The following is a 15670-nucleotide window of genomic DNA, read 5'->3' on the forward strand; positions in this document are numbered from 1 at the left end:
CGCCCAGGTCGCTGCGGAGAGTATCTGTGTTAATACGTACAGTGTAGTTTTCTTGCCAGAATCACTGGCCGAAACTGTGCAACTACGCCTAGTCTCCGTGCGGTAACGATTCGTTATTGACCGTGAGGCTCCCCGTGCTCGATCAGACCCCCTCCCGCGGCCGGCACTCCGCCCGGGTTTCCCCCTCGATCTCCCACCGCGCACCGGCGCGTCGCCGGCTGGGCATCCCGATGTCCGTGGCGCTCACCGCCGTGACGGCGGCCCTGCTGCTGGCCGTCGCAGTCCTCTACGGCGCCCCCGCCGACACCCGGCAGCCGGCTGCGGCCGCCGGTGTCTCGCAGTCACTGGAGGAGGCGGGCAAGTCCTCGTCGTGGAAGGAGCGGCGTGCCGAGCGTGTGAAGGAGCGGCGGGCGCGGATCGAGGCGCGGGCGGCCGCCCGCGCCGAGGCCCGGGAATCGGCGAGCGCCACGCCCAGCCCTGCCGGCCCGGTGGCGGAAGCTGCTCCCGAGCCCGCCGCGCAGGCGCCCGCGCCGGTCGCCCCGGCGCAGCAGGGCAGCACCGCCGCATCGACGGTCCGGCCCGCCGGCCAGTCCGGCCTGCCCTACGGGGCCGGCTCCTTCTTCCGGTCGCGGGTCACCGGTGCGCCGGTGGACGCTGCCCGGACCAGCCAGTTCCGGGCCTTCATGGCGAGCCACCCGGACCAGGCCGGCATCGACTGGCCCAAGATCAACCTCAACCCCGACTGGGCCATGAGCTACCACGTCGGCACGGCGAACGACCCGGTGTGGCGACTGGCCGGCGGCAACACGTCCGACCCGCGCCTGGCCGTGCTGCGGACCCAGGGCTTCCACATGGCCGACTCGGTCGCCGACAGCTTCCCCAACGGCGACCAGGACCGGCCCGGCGTGATGGTCGACACGGTGTTCGGCTACACGGTCCAGTTCGCCGACGCCGTCCCGAACAAGGCCACGCGCACCATCACGGTGTCCAACGCCGGCATCATGTGGCACGGCTCCAACGGTCTGGACGGGCGCAACCCCGCCAGCGACGACGAGCGCAACTTCACCAGCCGCGGCCGCATCCCGGACGCCATGGTCATCCGGCGCGACCAGCTGGACCAGGCGATCGCCAACGGCACCGGGCTGGGGCACGTGCTGCACCTCTTCTTCGTGGAGACCAACACCGCCGACGGCGTCGTCCACCCCATGACCGGGGCAGAGGGTGACAAGGCCGGGTGGGGTGCCGAGGGCGAGCGCATCCGGATCCGCCCGGACCTGGACCTCGAGGCCCGCGGGCTCACCGGTGCGGCGCTCGCCATCGCCCGCACGCTGCAGGAGCACGGCGCCTACATCGGTGACAACAGCGGCTCCAGCACGCAGATCAAGGCGTCGCAGCCGCACCACTACTCCGGGACCAACCTCACCACCGATGCCCTCAAGGGCAAGATCAGCTGGGCCGACTTCGAGGTGATCCCGCGAGGCTGGCAGGGCTGATCGCACGACCGCGCGGCCGGGACCGCCGCTCGTCCCTCACGGGACGGGTGGCGGTCCTCCGCGTCCGGGGTCCGGCGCCCCGGTCGAGGCCGCCAGGCTGGCCCGGGTGCTCGTTCCGCGCGCCGCGCGGGTCCCGGTGGCTCACCGCGGCCGGCCGGGCGCCCGTGGTCACGCGCCCGTGGTGAAGCTCCAGGAATAGCCCGCGAACTGGTTCGGCGGGGTGGCGACGTCCGTGACGCCGTCCGTGATCGTCACGGTGTAGGACGTGTCGGCCGCGAGCGTCACGCTCGGGTCGAGCACCCACTTGCCGCTCCTGGTGTTGTAGCGGACCGCGGCGGTGACCGCCGGACCGCCGCCGGTCGGCGTCAGCAGGAAGGTCTCCGGCGTCACGTTCGTCACCTCCTCGCTGAAGGTCGCCGTGATGTTCACCGTCCGGCTGATGCCCTTGGCGCCGGCCCACGGGGTGTGGTGGGTCAGCATCGGAGCCGTGGTGTCGCCCTCCGTGGCGGCGGTCGTGGTGAAGGTCCAGCTGGTCTCGGCGAGGGCGTTCCCGCCGTCGTCGGTGATGGCGCTGGTCAGCCTCGCGGTGTAGCTGGTGCCGGCGGTCAGGTCGGCCGCCGGGTCCAGGGTCCAGGTGTTGCCGCTGCCTTCGGTGACCGAGGCGGCCACGGCCGTCCCGCCGGCCGGCGTCAGCGTGAAGGTCGAGGTGCTCACGCCGGTCACGGCCTCGCTGAAGGTCGCCGTGACGCTGGTCGCCACGGGGACGGCGTCGCCCGTCGGGCTGGTGCCCGTCACCGTCGGCGCGGTCGTGTCACCGGCCGGTGCGGCGGTGCTGAAGGTCCAGCTCGTCTCGGTGAGCTGGTTGCCGTAGCCGTCGGTGATGCCGTTGGTCAGCCTCGCGGTGTAGGTGGTGCCGGCGGTCAGGTCGGCCGCCGGGTCCAGGGTCCAGGTGTTGCCGCTGCCCTGGGCCACCGTGGCGGTCACGGCCGTCCCCCCGGTCGGCGTCAGCGTGAAGGTCGAGGTGCTCACTCCCTGCACGGCCTCGCTGAAGGTCGCCGTGACGCTGGTCGACAGCGGCACCGTGCTGCCCGCGGGGCTGGTGGCCGTCACCGTGGGTGCGGTGGTGTCGGCCGGAGCGGTGCCGGAGGGGAACATCGCGAAGTAGGGGAACTTCTTCTGGGTGCCGGCCTGGGTGAAGTCGCCCCCGACGTACAGGCGGCTGCTGGAGCTGGCCATCGCCCAGACGCCGGGCCACACGGTGACGAAGTTCGCGGAGAACGGGCCGAGCACCGGCTTGGTGCCGCTCACGTCGAACTCGGCCACGAGCATCCGCGTCACCCCGCCGACGCTGACGAAGTGGCCGCCGACGTAGAGCCTGCCGTCGGGTGCCAGGGTCAGCGCCTGGGTGTCGCCGTTGAAGCCTCCGAGCCGGTAGATCGGGGTGCTGCTGTTCGTGTCCAGGATGTATAGCCCTCCGGCGTTGCGTCCGGCGGTGTAGACCCGGTTGCGGGCGGCGTCGACCGTGAGGTCCCAGATGACGTTGCAGCCGCTGCACGCCATCGGCGGAGCCCATGCGTCCACGGTGTCGGACGACAGGGTGGCCGAGGCCAGGTAGTTGCGCGGCTGGCCGTTCACGGTGGTGAACTTGCCGCCGAAGAAGAGGCGCGTGCCGTTGGTGCCGAGCGAGTACACCTGCCCGTTGGTGCTGGCGGTGAACGTCGTGACCCGCTTGCCCGTGGTGGTGCTGACCGCGCCCAGGCCCCCCTGCGCCGCGCCGTTGTGCTGGGTGAACTGACCACCGAAGTACGCGGTGGTCCCTACGACGACGATGTCGCGCACGGTGCCGCCCACCGCGGGCTTGAACGTGTTGTCCACGGCACCCGTGGCGGCGTTCACCGCTGCCAGCTTCCGGTGGGTGGTACCGCCCACCGTGGTGAAGGCGCCGCCCAGCAGCAGGCGGGTGCCGTCGGACGTGAGCGCGAGCGCACGGACGTCCGCGTTGGCGCTGCCCCGCCACTTCAGGGCTCCGGTACCGGCGTCGAGCGCCGCGACCCCTCCGGTGAACGACCCACCCACGTACACCGTGCTGCCGCCGGCGACCACCGCGTGGACGCCACCGTCGGGAACCCACGCCGGCCCGACGGGTTCGGTGCCGTACGCGGCGGAGGCTGCGGGTGCCAGACCCACGACGACGGCGGCGGCGGCCAGGACGACGACCGCAGCCCGAAGTCCGTTCCACGCGCGTCGCGCCGAGCCGCGCGGCGAAGCCCCGGTTCTCGCGAGTCGACCGGATTCACGCATCTGCCCCACCCCGCTGGTCGGCTGTCGGTCGTCGTCCTGCCGGCAGGCGACGAAGTTGCTGCAGGCTAGGAATGGCCGGGGCGCGGCACAAGGTCCATCGGCCTGAACAGCCCGAGAAACAGGGACCCTGCGGACCCGGAGCCCGCTTCGTTGCGGTGAGTGCGTGCAGCGGGACGGAGTGTCGCCGTTCTCGACCACGGGGCGTCGTCGTCCCGGGGCGGTCCGGCACGGACCGCGCAGCCGACCGCCGTGCCGATCGGATCCGGCCGTGGACGCCGGTGCCCGAGGTGACGGAACGCTCCTACACTCCGGCGGCACGTGCGCCATCCAGGTCGCACACGCGTGCCGGGCGTCGTAGCCGGCAACCCCCAGGGGTCCCCATGATCTCCACGTCCGGCCCGCGCCGTCCCCGCCGGCCGCAGCCCACGCGCCTCCTCGTCGCCCTGGCCGCCACGGTCGGCTTGCTGGCTCCGGCGGTTCCCGCCACCGCCGCGGTGGGGGAGCCGGTCACCTACCTCGGCCACACGTACTCGTCCACGGTGACCCGGCCCAGCGCGGACAAGCCGCAGAGCAAGCTCTGGTACCTCGACGGGACGTGGTGGGCGCTCATGGTCGGCGCCGGCGGCAGTCAGGTGTACATCCACGAGCTGCTGCCCGACCACACCTGGCGCAACACCGGGGCCCTGGTCGACAGCCGCGCGAACAGCACCGGTGACGCCCTGTGGAGCGCCCGCGACAGCAAGCTGTACGTGGCCAGCCGGGTGAGCGGCGCGAACCTGCAGGTCGCCGCCTTCACCTACACCCCCGCGTCGCGGTCGTGGGCCATGGCGCAGTCCTTCCCGGTCACCGTGAACAGCGGAGGCGGCTCCGAGTCGGCGAGCATCGACCAGGACTCCCTCGGCAGGCTCTGGGTCACCTACACCCGGGGTTCCAAGGTCTGGGTCGCCCACTCCGATCCTGCGGGCGGCGGCTGGACCGCCGGATTCCTGCCCGCCGTGGTCGACACCTCGATCAAGGCCGACGACCTCTCGGCGATCATCGCCTTCGGCTCGAGCGTCGGCGTCATGTACTCGGACCAGGTGTCCGGCAAGTTCTGGTTCGCGATCCACGACGACGCCGATCCGGACGACGTCTGGCGTCTCGAGGACGCTACGGCGACCCTCAGCTCGGTCGACGACCACATCAACCTGAAGCAGCTCGTCGGCGACCCGCAGGGGCGCATCTACGCCGCGGTCAAGACGGCGGCGAACGGCGTCACCGGCGCCCCCGCGAGCGCACCGCTCGTCGGAGTGCTCAGCCGGACGGGACCGTCCGACGGTCAAGGCACCTGGCAGTTCGCGACGGCCGGGACGATCGCCGACGACCACACCCGCCCGATCATCATGATCGATTCCACGAACCAGGAGTTGTACTTCTTCGCGACCTCGCCCGGCAACGGCGGGGACATCGTCCACAAGAAGTCCTCGCTGTCGGCCGTCAGCTTCCCCGCCGGCCGCGGCGCTCCGTTCGTGGACGCCAAGCCGGTGGTCAACAACGCCTCCGGGGCGAAGGATCCGGTGACGGCCGAGACCGGCCTGGTGGTCCTCGCCGTGGCCGAGGGGCAGAAGCGGTACGTCCACGCCGAGATGGACCTCGGTGGCGGCGACGGCGGTGGGGGTGGTGGTGGTGACGTCGCACCGCCGACGGTCGGCACCTCGCCCTCGGCCGGCGCGACCGAGGTGGCGGTCGGCACCAGCGCGGTCGCCACGTTCAGCGAGGTGGTGCAGGGCGTGACGACGAGCACGTTCACGCTGACGACCGACGGTGGCTCCCCCGTCCCGGCGGCGCTCACCTCGGACGCTTCGGGCACGGCCTGGACCCTGGATCCGGCCTCCGACCTGGCAGCGGGTGCCGTCTACACCGTGACGCTGACCGGCGGACCCGATGCGATCCGCGACCTGGCGGGCAATGCGCTGGAGACCGAGAGCTCCTCCTTCACGACGGCGACGGCTGCCGAGCCCCCGGGTGACTCGGTCGAGCCGACGGTGACGGCCAAGACCCCGGCCCCAGGCGCGACGAGGTTCAGCCGCACCGGCAACGTCACGGTGACCTTCAGCGAACCGGTGCAGGACGTGACCACGGAGACCTTCGTGCTGAGGAACTCCGCCACCGGCGCCGTCGTCACCGCCGTCGTGAAGCGCAGCATGGACACGAACAAATACGTCCTGAACCCGAGCGCGACGCTGCCGGCGCGGACGAGCTTCACCGCCACGGTCGTCGGGGGAGCGAGCGGGGTGGCGGATCTGGCCGGCAACCGGCTGGCGGCGGACGTCGGCTGGAGTTTCACGACGAGGGCGTGACGCCGGGGCGCCGGTCGGCGTCAGCGGTCACCGATCGGAGGAGGTGGCGCACCGGGAGGGAAGCACGTGACGGCCGGTGAGTGCGACCTGGCGGTCGGAGTGCCGGGAGCGGTCGGACAGCCACTCGACGAGGTGGTCGCCGGCGACGTACGTGATGCCTCCGGCCACCGCGAGGCGCTCGGGGAACGTCGCCCAGACCACGACGACGGCGCGCGGAGCGACGGAGCGGCGGCCGGTCGTGGAGACGGTGCGGCCGAGGGCGGCAGCCGCGGGTGCCAACGAGCAGTGCTGCCCCCGGGCGGTCCAGGCGGTCTCGGGGCGACCGCCAGGTGTGATGGTGGCCCCCTTGTGGTCGACCGTGACCACACCGCCCCACGCCCTGCTGTCCAGGAGGTACGCGCCCGTGGGGCCGATGACGAGGTGGTCGGCCTGGCCGCCGCCGGGCAGGCGGACGAGCCGCGTGACCTGCCACTCCGCACGGTCCAGCGACCGGAGGACCATCCCTGTCCGGCGCCGACCTTCCGTCGTCGCTGCCCAGCTGTGCAGCTGCGCAGCGGCCACGGAGACGACGCGGAGGGCGTCGACGAGCCTGGCGCCCCCGGCGAGACGAGCGGTGGTGGTCCTGGTAGTCCCCAGCGTCATGGCGTGGCCCATCCCGAACGGGCGGTTGTGACGACCTCGGACAAGTTAGTGGCACAGCCGGTGCCTGAACATGGGTTCGCTCCTCCGGGGCGACCGGGGACCCGCCGGTGGTCCGGCTGGTGCTGGCCGCGGCCGTTCGGGCGCCGGGTTCCTGCGCCGGTCCCCGTCACGTCCCGGGCGTCCACCTCGCTCCGCGCCGGCGGTCAGCCCCGGGTCCAGGCCAGGAGGTCGTCGGCCGTCCGCGTGTTGATGACGCGCTCGACCGGGACGCCGCACTCGACCGCCCGCTCGCAGCCGTTGTACTGCCAGTCCAGCTGGCCGGGCGCGTGCGCGTCGGTGTCTATGGCGAACTCGCAGCCGAGCTCCACCGCCAGGGTCAGCAGCCGCCGCGGCGGGTCCAGCCGCTCGGGGCGCGAGTTGATCTCGACCGCGGTGCCGAACTCGACGCAGGCCGAGAACACCGCCTCGGCGTCGAACTGGCTCTCCGGTCGCGGCTTCTGCGTGCCGTTCCGCTGCCTGCGGCCGATGACCAGCCGGCCGGTGCAGTGGCCGAGGACGTCGGTGTGCGGGTCGGCGACCGCGGCGAGCATCCGCTCGGTCATCTGCGCCTCGGGTGCTCGCAGCTCGGAGTGCACGCTGGCGACGACGACGTCGAGGCGGCCGAGCAGCTCGTCGGTCTGGTCCAGGGAGCCGTCGACGTTGATGTCGCACTCGATGCCGGTGAGGATCCGGAACGGGCTGAGCTCCTCGTTCAGCGCGGCGACGACGTCGAGCTGCTGCTCGAGGCGCGCGGGGCTCAGGCCGTTGGCGACGGTCAGCCGGGGGGAGTGATCGGTCAGCGCCAGGTACTCGTGGCCCAGCGCGAGGGCGGCCTCGGCCATCTCGCGGATGGGGCTGCCGCCGTCGGACCAGTCGGAGTGCGCGTGCAGGTCGCCCCGGAGCGTGGCGCGGAAGGCGGCGACGTCCTCGGCCGCCGGCAGCTCCCCGGCGTAGGTCTCCTCGAGCCCGGCCAGGTACTCGGGCACCTCGCCGCGGTGCGCCTGGGCGATCGCCGTCGCCGTCTTCGGGCCGATGCCCTTGAGGTCCTTCAGCGTGTCCGTGCGGATGCGGCGGTCCAGCTCGGCCTCGTCCAGGCCGTCGACGACCGCCGCGGCGGTGCGGTAGGCGCTCACCCGGTAGGTGGCCTCGCGGGCGCGCTCCAGGAGGAAGGCGATCCTCCGGAGCGCGGCCGCAGGCGGGAGCGGGGTGCTCAGCTGAACACCTTCAGGGCTCCCTTGCCGGTCTTCTTGCCGGCGGTGCGGGAGGCCTTCTTCTGCGCCTTGAGAGCGCGCTTGGTGGCCTTCTCGTAGTTCTTCTCCGTGACGTCGGCGGCGCGCTTGGCCGCGCGACGGGTGCGGTAGCCCACCGACGGCCTGCCCTCGGTGTCGACGGCGGCCAGCAGCAGCCCGCCGAGCAGGCCGGTGTTCTTCACGAAGTTCGAGATCTGCCCGAATTTCTCCGTCGGGTCCTCGTGCTCCCAGAACCGGTGGCCGGACAGCGTGGTGGGCACGATCGAGGCCGACAGCACGATGGCGGTCAGCCGCGGGAACTTGTTCAGCGCGAAGAGCGAACCGGCGGCGACCTTGATCGCGGCGTCGGCCTTCACCCACTGCTCGACGTCCCTGGGCAGCGTCACCGGGAGCTGCTTGTCGGCGGTCTGGGCGATCTTCTCGACCACGGGACGCGCCCCCGCCACGCGGTCCTGCGGCTTGCGCAGGGTGCTGACCCCTCCGTAGATGAAGGGCGCGGCGAGCAACGGCCGGGCGATCCGGCGAACCAGCATGGGGAACCTCTTTCCTCGGAGGGCCTGGGGGCAGTCGCACGGTGCACTGCCCCGAAGATCCACCCGGCAATCACCCGGTCGGGGCCGGGATCGCCGTCCCCGTGCCCGGCCTGCCGGGAACGGCACCGCCGGCGCCTGATCGCGGCTACCGTGCCGCCATGTCGCTGCTCCCGGCCGTGCGCCAGGTCGCCGGCTCGCTCGTCGTCGCGGCCCTGGCGGCGGCGGTCGCCGGCGGGGTCTGGTCGGCGGTCACCGGCGAGGGCTTCCGGGTGCGCTTCGCGCTGTCGCTGATGGTGGTGGCGGGGCTGCTCGCGCTCGCCGGCGGCACGCTGGTCCCCCGCATGGCCACCGCCGAGCTCCACGCCTTCCTCGGCCGCGGTCCCGGCAACGAGGAGCCGGGTGACCACGGCGAGGCGCTGACCCCGCTGGGCGTCTTCCTGTTCGTGGCGCTGCCACTGTTCGCCGCCGGCCTGGTGGCCTACGGCAGCGGGTGACACCGGCTCACGACGATCGGCCCACCGTGTCGCGGCACGCTCGATGTTCAGGTCCCCTGATCGAGGCCGGGGGTCAGCTCTTCTGGCGGGCGCGGTAGGCGGCGACGGTCGACCGGCTGGCGCAGGTGTTGGAGCAGTAGCGGCGGCTGGCATTGCGCGAGGTGTCGACGTAGACGTCGTCGCAGCCCTCGGCCGAGCACACGCCCAGGCGCTGCCAGCCGTGCTGCACCACCACCTGCGACAGGCCCATCGCCACCGTCGTCGTCAGCTGCTCGAGCGCCGGGGCGTCGGGGCGGGCGTAGTGCAGGTGCAGCTCGCCGTCGTGGTCGGTGGCGTAGGGCCCTGGGCGGGCCAGGGCGAGCAGCTCGTTGAGCCGGGTGAGGACGTCGTCCTGCGACTCCGCCAGCGCGACGGCGCGCACCAGCCGGGCGGTGACGGCGGCCTTCTCGACGTCGGCGGGCGTGAGGTCCAGCGACGTCCCCGTGGCGAACCACTCGTCGTGCGACGCCAGGAACCGCGCCACACCGTCGTCGGGCGCCAGGTCGGCGTTGGCCAGATCGATGGCCAGCTCGACCGCGGTCGACCCGTAGGTGTCGTAGTCCAATTGACTCCCTACCGTCGAGTCCCTAGTCTCGGGACTGCGTAGGCGGTCAACGCTCTTTGACCGCCTACTGTTCCGTTCCCTGCAGTGCGAAACGAGTGCAAGCGTGCGTGCCTACCTCGCCGTCTGGCGGCTTCCCTCCGCCCCGGTCCTCCTCCTCTCCGGCTTCGCGGGCCGGCTGCCGTCGGCCATGGTGCCGCTGGCGCTGCTGCTCATGGTGCAGCAGCAGACCGGCTCCTACGCGATCGCCGGCCTGGCGGCGGCCACGCTCGGCCTCGCGTCGGCCGTGATGGCACCGGTCCTGGGCCGGCTCGCCGACCGGCGGGGGCCGCGCCCGATCCTGCTGACCCAGTCGGCGCTCTACCCGCTGCTGCTCGGGCTGCTGGTGGCGGTCGCTCTCGGCGGTGCGCCGGACGTCGCCGTCATCGCGGCCTCGGCCCTGGCCGGCGCGAGCACGCCGCTGGTCTCGGGCACCGTCCGTGCCCTCTGGTCGCGCACCGACCCGCGCAGCCGCCCCGCCGCCTACGCCCTCGACGCCACCGCCACCGAGCTGGTCTTCGTGGTCGGCCCCACGCTGGTCGCCACGCTCGCGGTGCTCGCCCGGCCGGCCTGGGCGGTGGGGCTCGCGGGTGCGCTGGCCGTCGTCGGCGCGCTCGGCGTCGCCCGTGCCGCCCGGTCCTGGGTCCCCTCGCCCGCTCCCTCGGCGGGGCTGTTGAGCACCGTGCTCACCCCTGGCATGCCCCGCGTCCTGGTCAGCGGATCGGGCCTGATGCTCGGCTTCGGCGCGCTCGAGGTCGCCATCCCGGCCTTCGCGGACTCCGCTGGCAGCCCGGGGATGTCGGGGCTGTTGCTGGCGGTCTGGTCGCTGGGCTCGGTCGCCGGCGGGCTGTGGTTCGGCGCCCGGGTGATGAGCGCGTCGCTGCCCCGGCAGTACCGCTGGCTGCTGTTCGGCGTCACCATCGGCCTCGCCCCGCTGGCCTGGGTGTCCAGCCCGTGGGCGCTGGGCGTGCTGCTCTTCCTCGGCGGGACGGCGATCGCGCCCACCCTGACCGTGCAGAACTCGCTGGTGGGGTCGCTGGCGCCGGTCCATGCCACCACCGAGGCGTTCACCTGGCTGTCCACGATCGCCGTGGGCGCCTCTGCGATCGGTGCGGCCCTCGGTGGCGCGCTGATCGAGACCACCGCCGGGGTGCCCGGGGCGCTGCTGCTGGCCTGCGCGGGAGCGGCCGCCGCGGTCGTCGTCACCCTCGTGCCCGGTCGCGGGCCCCGCGTGGCGGCCGCCCGCCGGGAACCGGTCGCCGCCTGATCGCGGTGCCGAGTGCGACGGGCTCGTGGTGATCGCCCGCCCGATGGCCACGGGCTCGTCGCACTCGCCCGTCCGCGGAGGGGGGTGTCGGCCCACCCCCGGGACGACCGGCCGCGGGGCGCTGGTAGTCTCTTTCCTCGGTGGTTCCGAGGTGACTCGAGCCCCGGGAGGCTTCGCCTAGTCCGGTCTATGGCGCCGCACTGCTAATGCGGTTTGGGTTAATCCCCATCCCGGGTTCAAATCCCGGAGCCTCCGCGCACGACAACTGAACACAGGCACCCGTAGCTCAACGGATAGAGCATCTGACTACGGATCAGAAGGTTAGGGGTTCGAATCCCTTCGGGTGCACGTCTGGTTGAGACACCGATCTGCCGCGCAGCCCCGACGGGGGCGGCGCGGCAGGTTCGTTTTCCGGGGTCGTGCGGGCGCACCCGGGGCAGGGTCGGGCCGGCGCGCCGTCCCTGCAGCCGCGCCGTGGCCCGGCTGCACGTCCGGTGACCCGGCTGCTGCACCCGCTCCGCGCCCCGAGGTGCGCGTCGTGCGCCCTCAAGTCGTAATTGCTCGACTACTCTCGGTCAGCGTCCGTAGCGGCGCCCTCGCCAGCCCGGCCCGCCGGGTCGCAGCCGCCGTGCTCGACCCGATCCGAGGACCGACGTCATGAACAAGCGCAACCTGGCCGTCCTGGCCGCCATGACCGTGATCGGCGGCTCCGGACTCACCGGCGCCGCCCTCGCAGCTCCCCGCCCCCTGGCGTCGCAGACCCAGGCCGCCGCCGCGCTGCCCGCTCCGGCCGAGTTCACCGGCGAGGCCGTCGACCAGCGGGCACTGCTGGACTGGTCCCACGTCGCCGGAGCTCGTGACTACCTCGTCATCGACGTCACCCGGAGCGACGCCGGGCGCGTGGTCGGCTCCACGAGCGGCACGTCCTGGACATCGCCGCGCCTGCCGCTGTCGACGCCGGCCTACTCCTTCGTGGTCGTGGCCCGCGACTCCGCCAAGAAGCAGGGTGCGCGCAGCCAGGCGGTGCAGGTCTTCCCGGGCGGGCAGTCGTCGACCCCCGCCACGACGCCCACGGAACCGACGACGACGCCCACCGAGCCGACGACGACGCCCACCGAGCCGACGACGACGCCCACCGAGCCGACGACGACGCCCACCGAGCCGACGACGACCCTGACGGAGCCCGCGACGCCGCCGGCGACGGAGCCGGAGCGGTCCGTCACCCAGCCCACCCGCGTCTGGGGCTACGAGAACTCCACGAACCTCCTCCCGGACCCGTGGGACGAGGTCCACTCCCCCCGGCCCGACGCCCAGGGCGTCACCACGGAGAACCCGTACCCCGGCAGTCCCCGGACCGCCTTCTTCACCGTCCACCCCGGTGACACGGGCTGGAACGGCACCACGGGCACCCTGCGGTCCGAGGTGCGCGACTCCATCGCCGACTCCGGCGACGTGGAGCCCGGCGACGAGCAGTACTGGGCCTGGTCGACGTTCTTCCCCGCGGATTTCGACTGGGACGAGCGTGGCCAGTTCCTGATCTTCACCCAGTGGCACCAGACGGCGAACTCCGGCAACCCGAACGTCCACTTCTGGTCCGACGTCGACGAGAAGCTCATGCTCGACGTCCGCGGCGGCACCGGCGGCCGGGTCGCCGGTGACGCGCAGTACGCCGAGACATTCGACCTGGGCGTGATCGACAAGGGTGCCTGGAACGACCTCACGGTCCGCTTCGTGTGGTCCCCGGACCCGGCGACGGGCCTGATCGAGGTCTGGCACCAGGGCGAGAAGGTCCTGTCGGAGAACGTCGCCAACTTGTACGCCGACCAGTCGGTCTACATCAAGCAGGGGATCTACTCGGCGGCCGGCACCTCGCGGTCGCACCACCTGCAGCACGCACCGATCGGGTTCGGCCCCACCCTCGAGTCGGTCTCGTCGCTCAACGTGCTCCACCGGCCGGCGGGCTGATCGCCGACCGCAGGCGCCGACGGACCACCGGAGGGCTGGGCGCCGATCCGTCCGGAGACCGTGCCGGCGCCGGGCGCACGTGATCGAGCCACCGAGCGGCCCCGCACCCCGAGGGAGTGCGGGGCCGCTCGTCGTCCGGACCGTCCTCGCCCGCACCGTCGGCTCGGGGTCGGGTGCTCCCGCACCGCGGGTCCGCACGCAGGTCGGAGCCGCTCCGTGATCAAGATCAGGGACGACCTCAGGGGTTTCCCTGATGTTCGGCCACCTCTCCTCCGGAAGTCTCTCCGCCGACGGGACGGGCCCTGATGGTCGGGCCGGCCCGACCCCCGACCGGCCAGCTGGCGGGATGGGCGCACGCCCGCCTGACCAGCAGATTGACCTGCGGACACCCGCACACGGACAGGAGACGACGATGGATGGATCCCGCAACCTCGCGGGGCGGGTCGGCCGGTGGAGCGCGCGGCACCGGAAGACGGCGGTGCTCGGCTGGCTGGCCTTCGTGCTGGCGGCCGTCGCCGTGGGCGCGTTCGTGCCGCAGGCCCAGCTGACCTCGGCCGAGCAGACGATCGGCGCACCCGCCCGGGCGCAGCAGATCCTCGACGACAACGGTTGGGCGGAGCCGGCCTCGGAGATGGTCCTCGTGCAGCGCGAGGCCGGCGTCCCCGAGGCCGCCGCCACCGCCGCGCTCACCGACCTCGTCGACGAGCTGCGCGGGACGCCGGAGGTGGCGAACCTGGTCAGCCCGCTCGACGGCGCCCCGCTGGTCTCCTCCGACGGCCGCTCGGCGCTGGTCACCTTCGATCTCGCCGGAGACCCGGACGACGCCGCCGAGCAGATCGCGCCCGTGCAGGACGTGGTCGCCGCGGTGGCAGCAGAGCACGACGACGTCCGCGTGGAGCAGTTCGGCGGCACCAGCGCCGACCTCGCGCTCTCGGAGACCCTCGACGCCGACTTCCAGCGCGCGGAGCTCCTCTCCATCCCGATCACGCTCGCCGTGCTGCTGCTGACCTTCGGCGCGCTGGTCGCCGCCGTCCTCCCGCTGGTCTTCGCGCTGACGGCGTTCGTCGGCGCCCTCGGCCTGCTGAGCCTCACCAGCCAGATCTGGCACGTCGACCAGACCGCGCAGATCGTGATGCTGCTCATCGGCCTGGCCGTCGGCGTGGACTACTCGCTCTTCTACCTCAAGCGGGAGCGCGAGGAGCGCGCCAAGGGCGCCGGACCGGTCGACGCGCTCGACATCGCCGCCGCGACCTCCGGGCACTCGGTGCTCATCTCCGGCATCACCGTCATGGTGGCCATGGCCGGCATGTTCCTCACCGGGTTCTCGGTGTTCACCGGCGTCGCCTCGGCGACGATCCTGGTCGTCGCCTGCTCGGTGCTCGGCTCGCTGACCGTGCTGCCGGCGATGATGGCCTGGCTCGGCGACCGGGTGGAGAAGGGCCGGCTCCCGTTCGTGGGCCGCCGCACCGCCGACCGGCCGGGCCGCTTCTGGCCCGTGGTCCTCGGTGCGGTGCTGCGCCGGCCGCTCGTCGCCGCCCTGGTGGCCGGTGGTGCGCTGGTCGCACTCGCCGTCCCGGCGGTGTCGATGGATATGCGCGCCGAGGGCGTCCAGGACCTGCCGCAGGACCTCCCGGTCATCCAGACCTACAACCGGATCACCGAGGCGTTCCCCGGCGGCCCGTCACCGGCCGAGGTGGTGATCGAGGCGCCCGACGTCGCCGCCCCGCAGGTGCAGGCCGTCATCGCCGAGCTGCGCGAGCACGCCCTCGCCAGCGGGCAGATGAACGAGCCGATCACCGTCGAGGCCAACGAGGCCGGCACCGTCGCCGTCGTCAGCGTGCCGCTGGTCGGCGACGGCGAGGAGGAGGCCTCCCGCGAGGCCCTGGCGACGCTGGCCGACGAGCTGGTGCCGGCGACCGTCGGTTCGCTGGACGACGTGACCGCCGTCGTCAGCGGGAGCACCGCCTACTCGGTGGCGTTCGACGAGCTGATGGCCGAGCGCACGCCGTGGGTCTTCGGCTTCGTCCTGGTGCTGGCGTTCCTGCTGCTGCTGGTCTCGTTCCGCTCGGTCACCGTCGCGGTCACCGCGATCGTGCTGAACCTGCTGAGCGTCGCGGCCGCGTACGGCGTGATGGTGCTGGTCTTCGAGGAGGGCGTCGGCGCCGGTCTCATCGGCCTCGACGGCACCAGCGCGATCGTGAACTGGATCCCGCTGTTCCTGTTCGTCATCCTCTTCGGCCTGTCGATGGACTACCACGTCTTCATCCTCAGCCGGATCCGCGAGGCCCGGGACCGCGGGCTCGCCACCCGGGACGCCGTCGCGCAGGGCATCACGTCCTCGGCCGGGGTGGTCACCAGCGCCGCCGTGATCATGGTGTTCGTCTTCCTGACCTTCGTGACCCTGTCGATGACGAGCATGAAGCAGATCGGGCTGGGGCTGGCGGTCGCGGTGCTGCTGGACGCCACCGTCGTCCGGGCGCTGCTGCTGCCCGCCGTGATGCAGCTGCTGGGCGAGCGCAACTGGTACCTCCCGCGCTGGCTCACCTGGCTGCCGTCGGTGCGGCACGAGCCGGCCCCGGTGCCGGCCGCCGCCGTCGTCCCGGTGCCCCGCCGGGAGGTGGTGGACGAGCCGCTGGTGCTCTCCGCCGACTGAGCTGCCCGCTCCGGGGATCGAGCTCGCGGTCGAGGGGTCCGTCCGGGCCCGCGG

11 protein-coding genes and 2 tRNA genes are annotated in these 15670 nt (G+C 72.8%); 8 read left to right on the plus strand and 5 right to left on the minus strand.

Annotated elements, in window-relative coordinates; all coding sequences use genetic code 11:
• Nucleotides 1-134 precede the first annotated feature (134 nt).
• Nucleotides 135-1493, plus strand: a complete 1359-nt coding sequence (locus BMW62_RS02165) for a hypothetical protein (protein WP_170852178.1) — start codon at nt 135-137, stop codon at nt 1491-1493.
• A gap of 168 nt (nt 1494-1661) precedes the next feature.
• Here BMW62_RS02165 and BMW62_RS02170 read toward each other — a convergent pair whose 3' ends face one another.
• Entirely contained in the window at nt 1662-3680 is a 2019-nt protein-coding gene (locus BMW62_RS02170) for an Ig-like domain-containing protein (protein ID WP_170852179.1), read from the minus strand.
• 494 nt (nt 3681-4174) lie between these two features.
• Between BMW62_RS02170 and BMW62_RS22050 the strand changes: the two genes are divergently transcribed.
• Nucleotides 4175-6133 (plus strand): Ig-like domain-containing domain, encoded by a 1959-nt coding sequence (locus BMW62_RS22050; protein WP_170852180.1) that lies wholly within the window; start codon nt 4175-4177, stop codon nt 6131-6133.
• Between the two features lie 27 nt (nt 6134-6160).
• On the opposite strand, the gene BMW62_RS02190 is transcribed toward BMW62_RS22050, so the two are convergent.
• The 3 genes from BMW62_RS02190 to BMW62_RS02200 all read right to left on the minus strand — a co-directional run bounded on the left by BMW62_RS02190 (nt 6161) and on the right by BMW62_RS02200 (nt 8597).
• Nucleotides 6161-6775, minus strand: coding sequence for a nuclease-related domain-containing protein (locus BMW62_RS02190; protein ID WP_170852181.1), 615 nt, complete (start codon nt 6773-6775; stop codon nt 6161-6163).
• Between the two features lie 203 nt (nt 6776-6978).
• Nucleotides 6979-8028 carry a PHP domain-containing protein gene (locus BMW62_RS02195; RefSeq protein WP_091929456.1) on the minus strand — a complete coding sequence of 350 codons (1050 nt, stop codon included), beginning with the start codon at nt 8026-8028 and terminating at the stop codon, nt 6979-6981.
• Nucleotides 8025-8597, minus strand: a complete 573-nt coding sequence (locus BMW62_RS02200) for a DoxX family protein (protein WP_091929217.1) — start codon at nt 8595-8597, stop codon at nt 8025-8027. Before BMW62_RS02200 ends, BMW62_RS02195 begins: the two co-directional genes overlap by 4 nt.
• Nucleotides 8598-8755: 158 nt before the next feature.
• Here BMW62_RS02200 and BMW62_RS02205 point away from each other — a divergent pair, with 158 nt between their 5' ends.
• Entirely contained in the window at nt 8756-9091 is a 336-nt protein-coding gene (locus BMW62_RS02205; RefSeq protein WP_091929218.1) for a hypothetical protein, read from the plus strand.
• Nucleotides 9092-9164: 73 nt separating this feature from the next.
• Here the strand turns inward: BMW62_RS02205 and BMW62_RS02210 are convergent, their stop codons facing one another.
• On the minus strand, nt 9165-9695 hold the full coding sequence (locus BMW62_RS02210; RefSeq protein WP_091929219.1) for a CGNR zinc finger domain-containing protein: 531 nt from the start codon (nt 9693-9695) through the stop codon (nt 9165-9167).
• 103 nt (nt 9696-9798) lie between these two features.
• Here BMW62_RS02210 and BMW62_RS02215 point away from each other — a divergent pair, with 103 nt between their 5' ends.
• The 5 genes from BMW62_RS02215 (at nt 9799) to BMW62_RS02235 (ending at nt 15616) form a co-directional block, all read left to right on the plus strand.
• Nucleotides 9799-10998 carry an MFS transporter gene (locus BMW62_RS02215; RefSeq protein WP_091929220.1) on the plus strand — a complete coding sequence of 400 codons (1200 nt, stop codon included), beginning with the start codon at nt 9799-9801 and terminating at the stop codon, nt 10996-10998.
• 166 nt (nt 10999-11164) lie between these two features.
• A tRNA-Ser gene (locus BMW62_RS02220) sits at nt 11165-11253 on the plus strand.
• Between the two features lie 20 nt (nt 11254-11273).
• Nucleotides 11274-11346: transfer RNA gene (locus BMW62_RS02225), tRNA-Arg, on the plus strand.
• 309 nt (nt 11347-11655) lie between these two features.
• Nucleotides 11656-12963 carry a heparin lyase I family protein gene (locus BMW62_RS02230; RefSeq protein WP_091929221.1) on the plus strand — a complete coding sequence of 436 codons (1308 nt, stop codon included), beginning with the start codon at nt 11656-11658 and terminating at the stop codon, nt 12961-12963.
• A gap of 412 nt (nt 12964-13375) precedes the next feature.
• Nucleotides 13376-15616 (plus strand): MMPL family transporter, encoded by a 2241-nt coding sequence (locus BMW62_RS02235; protein WP_091929222.1) that lies wholly within the window; start codon nt 13376-13378, stop codon nt 15614-15616.
• Nucleotides 15617-15670: the final 54 nt, after the last annotated feature.

Origin of the sequence: Blastococcus sp. DSM 46786 (genome assembly GCF_900109665.1) — a bacterium.
In the GTDB taxonomy this organism is placed as follows: domain Bacteria; phylum Actinomycetota; class Actinomycetes; order Mycobacteriales; family Geodermatophilaceae; genus Blastococcus; species Blastococcus carthaginiensis.